A 12,016-nucleotide genomic window follows, 5' to 3' on the forward strand; every position below is an offset into this window, starting at 1 on the left:
GGTTGAGGCCATTGGGGACGGGGTTATCCGGCTTTTTTGCAAGCAAAAAGCCGGATAACCCCGTCCCCAATGGCCTCAACCCCGTCCCCAACCGGCACCCGTCCCCAACTGGCACCAAACCGGCACTACCCGTGATATTCTCCGTTATATTGAATCAATGTAACGTCTTGCACGTTTTCAATATTTCGAATCTTTTCTGTAAAGTCGAGATCATTCTGGCGGCAGAATACTTCTACTGCCAATTCTGTTTTTTCTCCACGCATCGTTTTAGACTTGATGAAATATTTCATCTTTCCGAAACTGCGGATAATTTCATCTCCTGCATCATCCCCAAGATAATGGATCACAACAATATAGATTTTTCCTTTCTGCTGTTTATGATAAAACAGATAAATCATTATAATCATAACTACAGCTGCAATCAGTGCAAGCAAATACATTCCTGCACCGGCTGTGATACCTGTCGTAATTGCCCAGAAAAGATAAAGCAAGTCCATTGGATCTTTTACCGCTGTACGGAAACGGACAATAGACAACGCACCGACCATACCGAGAGAAATAACGATATTCGTACTGATTGCCAGTGTGACCATGCAAGTAAGAAGTGTCATACCGACCAGTGTAACAGCAAAACTTCTTGAAAAGATCACTCCAACATAAAATTTACTGTAAACCATATAGATAACTGCACCGAGAAGCAATGCTACAACCAATGAAATTGTCATCTGCGGTACATTAAAACTATCAAATACGCCAGACTCCAACACTGACTTTTTAATCATATCTTGTACACTCATAATATTTTCCTCTCTTGTGTTTCATTCCAATATTCAAACCCATGTAAATATCGTGATTTTTCATAACAAAGTACATACTTTGACACTGCCGTAAATTCCTGTGCATTTGGCAAAAGCAAATTCCTCACTATCTGCGGAAGCATTTCTGTAAATTTCACTTCCATGACTGTCTTACCCTGTTCAAGCACAGGTAAGGTTGGAAGGGTGCTATCAAAGATATCATATCCTCCAACTGCCGCTCTTACATCACTGTCAAATGTAATCCTGACCGTTCCTTCATCCATTATCCATGGAACTCTTTCGTAATCAACGATTGTTCTTGGACGCATAAAATTGCTGACACATTCTACATAAAATTCTCTGCACAGAGGATATTTGCTAGTCAATAAAAATTCATACTCGCCATTTAAAATTTTATAAAATTCTTCCTTTGTAAGCGGTGCACTTTCTTTGTAAATATAGCTTCCAAACTTCTTTTTTCGCTCTAATTTGATAGAACGGTCACTATAATTGTAAATACGTATTCTGTATTTTTTACGCATCAGAATACCTGCTTCTTTCTCAGCATACGCACTGTTGAAATAATCCTCAAAATACAGGCTTCGAATTGTATAACCATTTTCTCCGGCATATGGATCTTTTTTTAATATATGACGCATCCTCATTTCCAGTAATTCTTTCTCACTGGTACTGATTAGATATTTCCACTCATTACGAAAACGTTCCTTTGACTTTTTATTCCACATATATATCTTCCTCAACATTTGTTCCACCCGTAATGTAGAAGCATTTCATGCCATAATTTTTTCCATCATCCGTCACGTAATAATCAAATGCATCCTGCGTCTTTCCAGATGCATTTGTCGCACGGACACGCAGGAAATATTGCCCGTCTGCCGGCACTGTAGTCTGTGCTTCCGGAATCAACAGCTTATCTTGACGATAAATGATTTCTTTAAACTGATAATCCTTCGCCAGCTCAACAGTGTATGTAATATCTTCCGCATTAAAATCATATGATGCATCCCAGTTAAACTTCAAAGTGTTTCCTTCAATAGTCGGTACTCCGATATAAAATGGCATCGGCTTTTTCAGACTTTCCTTATACATTTCATAATTTTTCTCTACTTCAGACGGAATCGCCGATGCAACCATTTCATACTTCACATCCGTCAACGGTGCATACATCTGATCCGGCATTTTTTTCAAATATGTCTGAGTAACTGTGCGATACGCCTGTATCATACTGCTTATCCGCTCCTCACTCAGATATGACTTTACATCCAAAACTGCCGCATCCAATTCCTCACGAAAATCATCCGACTGCAGACATCTCTGGAAAAGAACATTTCCCCAGTAATTACTGACTCCACATTCCCAGCTTCCCTGATCCAAGCGATTTTGAATTGCATATTCTGTCCGCATAAAAGAACTATCATTATCCCATGGAATCAGATACCAGGTATTCGAATTCTGAGGACTATACAGATATGTGTTACGATTCTGCGTATCTACATTTCCGGTCAATATCTGATACGCCATCCAATATGTCAGATTTTCCCTGTCAAAATATTTCTTCAAAATGCTATCAATCGGCTGTGAATTATCATTGAGTGCCGTCAACATATTAATCAGTTTCGTATGGTCCGAATCGCCTTTGATTTCCAAAAGCTTTTCAAATGCTTTCTGATCATAAGTCGGATCATCAGCTTTCTTTATCACATCTTCATGCCGATAAAACTCAAATGAATTAATCTTATACAGCTGTCCATTCGAATCCATTCCATGGTTCTTCATTCCAGTCTTATTGAGCTGCTCTACCTGCGTATATAATCCATAATCCTGAAATTCTGCATTGTCCCCTTTGCTAAGATCCCTTACATACAAATGTACAAACTGTGTACGCAGAGACATCAGCTGCGGGATGCCCTTCAATAAATCATAAGAGAGCTTATTGCGGAAACGCATCCCCTCTGTCTGATGTTTATTCAGATTAATCGTGCGTTGTCCCCGCCAGGTCCCTTTATTTTTCTTCAACTCAATCTTATAGTTTTTCTGTGCATTACGGCTTGAAGTCTGCCCCCTTATCTGCACCGTAGCATTCGGGACATCTTCTCCATATCCCACTTCTCCGCTTTTTGGACCCGACTCGTCACCAACCTGAAGAAGTGCCGCACTTTGATAACGCGCAACGCCCATTTTGTCATAATCATAAGCAGAATACGTGTTTATCTCCTCCCACGTATGATTTGTACCTTCCGAAGAATTCCCCTTAGAAACCGTAAGGTACATCGTCACAACGCTTGTCTCGTCATCATTTGCATAAAGACTGTCCTTATCCCGCAAATGCACTTCATTAATATCCTGCGCTTCTTCTTTTTTCACAGACTCTTCCGTCTGCTTCTTTTCACCCGATGCAGCCTTATCTTGTCCGGAAAATGTACATCCTGCAAGACAAGACGACACCGCAAAAAGCACAGCACAGCTTATCGCAATTGATTTATAAAACTTCAATGTTATCTCCCCTTTCTACTTTCTCTTCAAGGAAATGTCCCATTCGTGTGAAAAATCCGGTTTTATCTTCCGCAACAACCGGTTGCACACTCAAAATATAGTACGGAAGTTTTTTAATAAAATATCCAAGCCGAAGGGCACTGATCAAAAAGAACACTGCACTTCCCAAAAGAAATCCAAAACCATAATATACTTGTGGAAAGAATAATGATACACAGGTAAATGTGCATGTACATGCCGCAAACATTCCTGTCGCAAACAAAGCACCTTTATAATCCGTAAAATACAAAAGTATCAGCATCATCGTATTTGCAACTGCATAAAGTCCATATCCGACACAAAGTGTTCTGAAATACCCTTCCATAAGGTCATTGAATCCAAGCGGAAGAAGCTCCAGAAGCGGCTGCCCTAATGAGATGACAAGTGCCGTTGTAAGGAGCTGCTTTAATGCCGTATATTTCAACTCCATATTTAATACCTTTCTCATCTCCTGTCCAGCCTGCAGAATATCCTTAATTTCTCCTTTGTCATTAAACAGACTATAATAATTTCGGTATTTCGGATAAAAATTAACTTCCACCGATACAACAAAATTCACTGTTGTAATGAGAATTGTCAAATATGCGATCATCGCCGGGACATCATGGTATGGCGCTCCATAAAACAATCCATGCACATGTACATGGATCGGACTAAACCACATAATCACCAAATGTGTAAACAACCCGATATTTGTAAATAATCCGGTAAATGCAAGCGGCAGAAATTCATCTACCCAGCGCAGAAATGAAAATGCACTCATTTCACTCTGTGGAAAATACCGGTACAACAATGTCACATCCCACAGAAGCATAATTCCATATCCGATTGTTACTGCTATCATCATCCCCTCTACATGAGGAATCCCGATTATGATAAGTAAAAATCCAACAATGAGTGATACGAAAACTGCTGTCACAAACGATATTAAGATTCCTTTATAATCCTTGATTGCCGTCAGGTAACTCATCGCATTCCATGTGACGATCAACTCTCCGAAAAATTCCAGGCACAAAAACTGATCTATCAGATTTATCCCAGAAAACATAAGAAAAATCCCATACATAATTCCGCCGACAACAAGCAATATCCCTGTCGAGCCCCAAAAGGAAGACAAAATTGCTTCATGCCGTTCTTCATAAAGCATATCCGCAATATATCTCGTCACTACCATGGAAAAGAAACTAGTTACAGTCAGCGACGCCAAAAGTGTATAAGTAATCATGCAGATTAATAATTCTCTATTATGTCTTGTCGCACCGGTCTGATCACACAGAAAGGAAACTCCGACCAACAGCACAATACCAAGAAGCATCGGTCCGGTACAGATTACTCCGGCATATCCGTATGCCCTTACAGTTGCTGCAAGTCCACGTTTCTGAAATAATTTTTTTAACTCAAATCCGATTCCGGCCATCTGCCTCTTCCACCTCCTGATAGAGTTTCCGGTATTTTTCAACCATCCCTTCCTTCCGATAATATGCCTCTACACGTTTCTGTGCATTTTCGCCCATACGAAGTCTGCGCGACCTTGACTCACACATCCGATCCATAGCCTGTGCAAGCCCTTCCCTGTACATAGGAGGCACACAATACCCTGCAATTCCAAAAGAGTCTTCCTCATTTCCCGCCAAAAGCTCCCGGCAGCATCCTACATCTGTCGTGACACAAGGACGTCTTGCCGCAAACGATTCCAATACAGATAATGGCTGTCCCTCCGATATACTTGTCAAAATCGTAAAATCCAGTTTTTCCATATAAGAAACAATATCCACACGCCCGGTAAAAAGCACATTTTCCAAATGAAGCTGCTCAACCAAATCATAACATTCCTTAGCATACGCCTCGTCATCCACACCGCCCATAATATGTAGCCGCACATTCTCTCTTCGTGTAGACAACTCATAAAACGCATAGATCATCGTCTTAATGTCTTTGATCGGTGCCATTCTAACAATTGCCCCGATATCAACCCAGCCATCATCCTCTTTCAGCGGAATAGAGGAAAGTCTGTCATAATTAATTCCATTTTCAATCACACGGCACTTATCCTTATCGCAGCCCATCTGCACCTGCGTATGCATAGCATTCGTAAACAGACACGAAACCAGAAAAGCCCGCTTGTAAATAATATCCGACAACATATAGAAAAATGCAATCCACTGTTTCTTAAATGCCGGCTGTACCCATTTCGCACGTATAATTTCTTCCTCACGTTCTCTCGTATAAATCCCATGCTCCGTCAATAGCACTCTCTTCTTATAAACATAACCGCCCAGACACGCAAGCAGACCGCCATATCCTGTGCAAATTGCATGGTAGACATCTGCTTTTGGCACTTCGCTGCCCATCAGATACAATACCGGAAGCAGCATGGAACGCATCGTGTGAAATGCATCCGCAAACGGGGTATAAGGATACTCTGTCAGACAGCACTTCGTCAATATATTTAAAAATTCTTCACTTTTTAGAAATGACATCGGATTGATTTTCTGCTCATGATAAAGACGGAACAAAATTTCCCAATTCGGACGTTTACATAACATCAGCTCTTTCAGGCTTTCCACCTCTTCTTCAGTAAATACGTGATGCATTTTTCCCGACTCTTTTACACGCAGGGCATCATCCAAAAAAACCTCATGAACTTCCGTAACATTTGGCGGAAGCTCATAGACAAATTTTCCCTTATCCTTTGCGTTCGCACCGATTACCCACAGAACAAACTCATGCTCCTTCATTTCATTTATATACTGATGCATCCACGTAGATACACCGCCAAATATATAGGGATAGCATCCCTCTAATATGAGACAAATCCTCACCTTTTACTCCTTTTCTAATTGCCGCTCAATCGTTACTGTCGCTTCGTCAGCCTCAAGCAGATAAAGATTTCCTGTAAGGTGCGTAAGCGTTCCACCCGAAACATTACCCGGTGTACCTTCATTGATACGCACCATAAAATATGCTTTATCATAAAAATTTTCAAGCGTCAACCGAATTTCTTTTTCTGTTACTTCCTTTGTAAATGTCACTGCTCCGTAACGCTGGATTGCCCCGGACAGCTCACTTCCCGTCATCTTTCTCAAAGATGGTGCTGACTCATCCAGCCATTCCATATAATTGTTCAGATTTGCTTTCAGCTTCTCCCAGCCAAGCTTTGCACCGCGGTCCTCGTCCAGAAGGTCATCCGGGTGTAGGAAATGTGTATTCACAAAATGCATATTCAGCTCAGACAACGCCGCCATCTTCATATAATCATCTACAATCGCACCGGAAGTAATACGTGGCTGTTCCACAATTCCATCCTCTGCAACCTCAAATTCCTGCACATAGGCAAAATCGCCTTGAAAATAATTACTTGCAATCGTTTTAATCTCCGGAAAATCCTTTGCAAGCATCTTTCTTCCCTCTTCCGATAACACGTTGGAAGGAGGCACATAAACTGACATTGTAACCCCCGGAAACATCTCGTTTCCAAATCGGAGCAGCTCATTCACCGTATTCTTCATAGCATCTTCACTTTTCCATGTATTATATGGAAGTACATCACCATAATCCGTATTCGAAAGACTCAGCGGCTGATGATTGTATCCATGATATCCAAGTTCCCCTCCCTGGTGAAGAAGCATATTTCCAAAATACTGGAAACGAGAAGTATCTGTCTGTTTCTTTATCTTTCCATTCGTCTCATCCTCATAGTTCTCGATGATTACTCCGGTATAATGAATATTATAATCTGAAGCAATTTCCAGCATATCCGGCCACCATATGTTTGCATAAAAATCTTTGATGCTCATATCATAATCACGTTTTACATAAGTACCATCTCCACTTGGAACCGGTGACGGAAAATCATCCAGATAAAATACAAAACCATTAATCACAGGATAAACCCCAACATCCGTAAGCAGACTGTATGATGCCGCATAGAATCCTCGTACTGCTTTCTCATATAAACCAAAATTATCTACTACAAATTTACCTTTTCCATAACTGTTTTCCCATATTAATGGTTGTCCATTTTTATTTTTTATTCTCGCATAGACCTTTGCCTTCTCACTCACCTGAACCGACCATGCTGACTCAAAAGCATCCGTAATCGCATAAGACTCTCCCCCGCCAAGCATAAAATCAGAATCAAAATAAATACTGTCCACAACAGAATTATCATACCCGGAAGAAATAATTCCGATTTTCTGCTCTATCATCGATGTATATGCCGTCTTTTGAAGTGTCATGGCAAAAAGAACATTTCCACCATCCGAAACCCATTCGCACAAATTCACCAGATTCTCTTTTAGCGGACTAATATCACTTAGCAAAACAACAACTGTTTCATACTTATGATAATCAGGAATACCAGAAGCCGTCTGCACATCAACCACATCGGTTCCGATTTTCATATCATTAAATATCTGCTGAAATTGTTCCCATGCCTGATTGCTTGATACATCCCCACTGTTTCGAAGCACCAGGCACGTTTTCTTCAATGTTTTTACAGCTGTTTTTTCTGTAACAACCTCATTCTTATCCAGATAATTAATCTGTCTGTTTTTTTCTGTATAGTGAATTCCACTCCGCTCTGCAAAAAGGACAACTGCGATCATCATAAAAACACTTAAGATCACAAGCATACTTTTAAATGGAAATGTTTTCAGTGAATGTATCAATCTAGCCAAAAAGCCAATGCCTCCTTACTCTTCGATGACAGATAAATGTGTTCTTCCTTCATCTGTCTTAAACTCTCATGCAGTTCGTTTCCTCTTTTCTGCTCTGCCAGATATTGTATCTTCAACAGCCAGAACTCCTCCCTGCGGTGCCATTTCTCATCTATCATATTCAGAACTTCTTCCGCCTGAACATAATCTCCATTTATCATCAGATTCTTAAACAGACAAATACACGTATGAAGCTCCGGCTTTAACGATAGTTTCTGTCTGAGCATACGGATATAACGCTCGCGCTGCATTTTCTCCATCTGTGCTTCCAGAATCCCCTGGTTCAAATATTCTTCCATAAAATCACAGTACTGCTTTAATATCTCCGGATCATTCGGAGACGCCGCATATAATTTTTCCAATTTCTGCATACGGAAATCATACTCTTTCGAAAGCTCAACCATCGCTGTAATTGCATAATGTACTACTTCTACATCTTCATTCATGCGGGCCTGCTTCAAAAGATCCATATATTCCTCCGGATTGTCATTTAACACATCCATAATCAATTCCCGCCGAAGCTCAGGCTCATTGATCAAAAGTGCCTCTTCCAGCGGAACGACTTTCTTATCCGTATCAGATGCTGCACGGATATTATTTTTATAAATTTCCTCATTTACACGGAGTTTCTCCACTCCGGCTTCAACCACATTGTCTGTTTTCGTCAAAACCTGCAAATGTAAAATAAGCACACAGAGTATCCCCCAGAAAGGAACAAATATCACAAGTGTCATCAGATATTTTTTTACTTTCAATGCATGTGTTTTTATCCCAAACCAGACCAATATGCAACAAATTATATGTAATAGGATTAAAAGTATGCCAAACACTGTCCGAATCATCGTGTTTCTCCTGTAAATCTCTTATTTTCCACCAGCCGGGGCGTCCATTTCATGACAGATAAATCCGTCGTTTTCCAGTCTTTCCAATACAATTGGCAATGCCGTTTGTTCTGTCTGTGAAAGGATAATGAACAGCTCTTCATTTTCCGAAATGCCCCAGACATCATTTTCACGTACTGAATTCTGCAGTACTTCATCTGCCTGTGCAAGTGACATATTCGGATACTCCAATTTGAGAAGAACATATGACCCTCGTCTTTCCTCTCTCATAGAATGGAACGAATCCAAACGTTCTTTAAAATATTCCGGCTTCAATATACGTGTACCCGCAATATATTTTTTATTCTCAATTGCCTCCTGATAATCCAGTGCCCGTAAAAGAGAAGTCTCAACCAGACCACACAGAATTTTAAATAAATTCAGATAATAGAGAGAAAGCTGTTCCCCATTTGCTTCCTTCACAACAATCAGCATCACAAGCTGTCCTTCTCTTCGAATTCCGTTTATATACATTGGATATCCATTTATCAAATCGCGGTTTGCCCATACTTCTCCGGCTTTTATCTTTTCCATTATCTCCGGATAATCACTTAACCTGACAGATTTTGGGAATACATCATTCATTCCGCTCGATGCAATCTCCAAACGTCCAAAATACTGATTCTTTCCGACAGAATAGAAAGCAAACGTATTATTTTCAAGGACATCTTCCATCACATGCATCGTTTCAAGAAACAATTCCTGTGGCATGATAACATCCAGCTTTCTTGTGATATCAAAAATCTTACCAAAGCTGTCCCGGCTTCCAAGAATCTGTTTCTTGTACTGGCGTTTGTCACGAAGTGCCTCCTGATACATTTCACGCATAAATAAAAATTTATCCAGAATCAGTTTATTTTCATCCGTCATAAATTTGATATTATCACTGTTCTTCATTCTGATATATCCGCAGATTGCACCGACCGCAAAATAAAAAATAAATGGAATCCAGTTCGAGGGTTCATAGAAAAGCGTTGTCCAGCTGACATTCTCTCTTGCATAAGCAGATAAAAGTGACAACGTTTCCATCCCCGCCGCCGCGATTCCGTAATTAATCCCATACAAACTTCCGAATAAAACAATATAAACAAGACGCAAGTCAATCATTTTAAATTGGACCTGATTTCCTGCCGCCCGGTTCAATAATTCAAAAAGCAAAAATGTAATTAAAAGCTCCGCTACTTTCAAAAGTGTTTTATGTTGATTTAAAAAGTCCCGCAATACATCTATTTTCCGTGCCTTATGATTTGTTTCCTCACAGTAAGTTTCATATACCTCCTGCAAATCCTCCAACAGAGAAATCCTCGGAAACCAGCCGTACTCATTTCGCAAAACACGGTCGTTCGCCGCCACATTCTGAATCGCAGCATTCGCCAGATATTTAATATGTACTGCTGGTAACAATTCATTTAGCTTCTGTCCAAGCTGCTCGAAAGTAAAATGAAACACCTTCGGGACCTGAAGTGCTCCCTCCTGATCATTCCAGTTGTCAAAAATCTTATATAACAGATTGGATAAATCTGACAATGAAAGGAAATGTACTTCCTGTGCCGGGGCTTCTTCAAACACAATCTCCTTTTTCTCAAACGCCTTTGAAAAGAGCTTGAAAAAGTAATCATTTTCATAAATTCCTGAATAAAGATATGAAGTACGAAGAATCTTAACAGAAAGCCCGTGCAGTTCACCATACTGTCTGCAAAACTCCTCTGCCGAACGAACCAGCAAAGTCTTCCCTGTCGTTATATCATATGAACTCTCAGAATTGGTAACATATAAGAATCGGGAATTCGAATTTCCCTTATAATAATGTAATAAATGGCGCAAAGTCTCCATCTCACCTTCCTTGGTTCCATGGAAGCTAAGATAGTTAGAAAAATATATAACACCTTCAAAATCATACGTTTTGAAAATATCCCTAAACTCACTTTCCTGTTTCGGCATCGGATGCACCGATAATCCCTTCCTGCGATTTGACTTTAATTTCGTTTCCCCAAGCAGAAGAATCTGACACTCCGGGAACGCCTCCTCTATAAATTCCGCCGTAATATATCCAATATTTCCGGTTAATAACAATTTCATAAACGGCCTGCCTTACATTCGTATATTTTCATTAGTATAACATCTGTTGGAAATGTAGACAAGGGGTGCCAGTGGGGACGGGGGTTGATGCCAGTGGGGACGGGGTTAATGGCTCTTTTGGGCAAGCCAAAAAGAGCCATTAACCCCGTCCCCAACTGGCAAAAAAGAGCCACTAACCCCGTCCCCACTGGCACCCCGTCCCCAACTGGCATCTCGTGTCAAATCTGATTTTCCAAAAGCCAATCTATTACATTAATTACTTTTATCCCATCATAATTTCCAAGCGAAAAATGATCCAGTGTTAAAACAATTTTTTCATAATTGTCTTTAATTTCCTTTAATGGTCTCATTTCTCTTTCAAAAGTTTCTTCTGCTGTCATATCTGCCGTCACCTGATAATAAACGATTACCCCTTGTTTTTGAGCAACAAAATCTACTTCTGTAGAGCCATATTTACCTATATTCACCTTATTCCCACGGCGCAATAATTCAAAAAACACAATATTTTCAATGGAAAATCCAAGATCATAACGCTTTCTTGGCAAAATGTGATTGCGAAGCCCCAAATCAACCATATACAACTTCTTATTAACTTTTAACACCTGTTTTCATATATTCTGAAAATGCCTGTTCTTTTGTAATTCCTGTAATTTTAACATATTCTTTAAAGGAGAGCGGTAACATAGAAATTTCAACATACCTTCCTGTTAATAGTGTAGCCAAATCCCCTGAAAGCATATATGCATTAGAACCTGTAATATAAATATCAATATTTTCTTTTACATGAAGACTATCTACCACTTTTTCAAAAAACATTCTTATTCCGGAGTTTATTTTTTATTTTCAAAAAAAGATTCCCGTTTGGGAATCTTTTTTCATATCATCTCTCGCTAGACCAGTGGTGACGGGAATTAAAAGGTGCCGGTTGGGGACGGAGTTTAGTGGCTTTTTTGGCAAGCCAAAAAGCCACTAAACTCCGTCCCCAACC

General features: G+C 40.0%; 10 protein-coding genes. All 10 read right to left on the reverse strand.

Going from position 1 to position 12,016, the window contains the following annotated elements; genetic code table 11:
* Positions 1 to 125: 125 nt before the first annotated feature.
* The 10 genes from LQE94_RS15060 to LQE94_RS15105 all read right to left on the reverse strand — a co-directional run bounded on the left by LQE94_RS15060 (position 126) and on the right by LQE94_RS15105 (position 11,844).
* Positions 126 to 797 (reverse strand): DUF4956 domain-containing protein, encoded by a 672-nt coding sequence (locus tag LQE94_RS15060; protein ID WP_240578064.1) that lies wholly within the window; start codon positions 795 to 797, stop codon positions 126 to 128.
* Positions 794 to 1,543, reverse strand: coding sequence for a polyphosphate polymerase domain-containing protein (locus LQE94_RS15065; protein WP_240578065.1), 750 nt, complete (start codon positions 1,541 to 1,543; stop codon positions 794 to 796). The genes LQE94_RS15060 and LQE94_RS15065 overlap by 4 nt, the downstream gene beginning before the upstream one ends.
* Complete coding sequence (locus LQE94_RS15070) at positions 1,533 to 3,311, reverse strand: CotH kinase family protein (protein WP_240578066.1); 1,779 nt, start codon at positions 3,309 to 3,311, stop codon at positions 1,533 to 1,535. Before LQE94_RS15070 ends, LQE94_RS15065 begins: the two co-directional genes overlap by 11 nt.
* Positions 3,298 to 4,767 carry an exopolysaccharide Pel transporter PelG gene (gene pelG, locus LQE94_RS15075; RefSeq protein ID WP_240578067.1) on the reverse strand — a complete coding sequence of 490 codons (1,470 nt, stop codon included), beginning with the start codon at positions 4,765 to 4,767 and terminating at the stop codon, positions 3,298 to 3,300. Before pelG ends, LQE94_RS15070 begins: the two co-directional genes overlap by 14 nt.
* The gene (pelF, locus tag LQE94_RS15080) at positions 4,748 to 6,172 is read right to left on the reverse strand and encodes a GT4 family glycosyltransferase PelF (RefSeq protein ID WP_330638967.1); all 1,425 of its coding nucleotides are present in this window, start codon (positions 6,170 to 6,172) and stop codon (positions 4,748 to 4,750) included. Before pelF ends, pelG begins: the two co-directional genes overlap by 20 nt.
* Before the next feature lie 3 nt (positions 6,173 to 6,175).
* Complete coding sequence (locus LQE94_RS15085; RefSeq protein ID WP_240578068.1) at positions 6,176 to 8,029, reverse strand: DUF2194 domain-containing protein; 1,854 nt, start codon at positions 8,027 to 8,029, stop codon at positions 6,176 to 6,178.
* Complete coding sequence (locus tag LQE94_RS15090) at positions 8,017 to 8,910, reverse strand: hypothetical protein (RefSeq protein WP_240578069.1); 894 nt, start codon at positions 8,908 to 8,910, stop codon at positions 8,017 to 8,019. Before LQE94_RS15090 ends, LQE94_RS15085 begins: the two co-directional genes overlap by 13 nt.
* Before the next feature lie 21 nt (positions 8,911 to 8,931).
* Positions 8,932 to 11,028: an NAD(P)-dependent oxidoreductase gene (locus tag LQE94_RS15095; RefSeq protein WP_240578070.1), complete on the reverse strand. Its 2,097-nt coding sequence runs from the start codon at positions 11,026 to 11,028 to the stop codon at positions 8,932 to 8,934.
* A gap of 218 nt (positions 11,029 to 11,246) precedes the next feature.
* A complete protein-coding gene (locus tag LQE94_RS15100) occupies positions 11,247 to 11,603 on the reverse strand; it encodes a hypothetical protein (protein ID WP_240578071.1) in 357 nt (118 codons plus the stop codon).
* Positions 11,604 to 11,616: 13 nt separating this feature from the next.
* Positions 11,617 to 11,844, reverse strand: coding sequence for an ATP-binding protein (locus LQE94_RS15105; protein WP_240578072.1), 228 nt, complete (start codon positions 11,842 to 11,844; stop codon positions 11,617 to 11,619).
* Positions 11,845 to 12,016: the final 172 nt, after the last annotated feature.

Origin of the sequence: Mediterraneibacter sp. NSJ-151 (assembly GCF_022487435.1) — a bacterium.
In the GTDB taxonomy this organism is placed as follows: Bacteria; Bacillota; Clostridia; order Lachnospirales; family Lachnospiraceae; genus Schaedlerella; species Schaedlerella hominis.

Coding starts and splice junctions, on each gene's coding strand:
- LQE94_RS15060 (WP_240578064.1), bottom strand. CDS start 797: ATGAGTGTACAAGATATGATTAAAAAGTCAGTGTTGGAGTCTGGCGTA.
- LQE94_RS15065 (WP_240578065.1), bottom strand. CDS start 1,543: ATGTGGAATAAAAAGTCAAAGGAACGTTTTCGTAATGAGTGGAAATAT.
- pelG (WP_240578067.1), bottom strand. CDS start 4,767: ATGGCCGGAATCGGATTTGAGTTAAAAAAATTATTTCAGAAACGTGGA.
- LQE94_RS15090 (WP_240578069.1), bottom strand. CDS start 8,910: ATGATTCGGACAGTGTTTGGCATACTTTTAATCCTATTACATATAATT.
- LQE94_RS15095 (WP_240578070.1), bottom strand. CDS start 11,028: ATGAAATTGTTATTAACCGGAAATATTGGATATATTACGGCGGAATTT.
- LQE94_RS15100 (WP_240578071.1), bottom strand. CDS start 11,603: ATGGTTGATTTGGGGCTTCGCAATCACATTTTGCCAAGAAAGCGTTAT.
- LQE94_RS15105 (WP_240578072.1), bottom strand. CDS start 11,844: ATGTTTTTTGAAAAAGTGGTAGATAGTCTTCATGTAAAAGAAAATATT.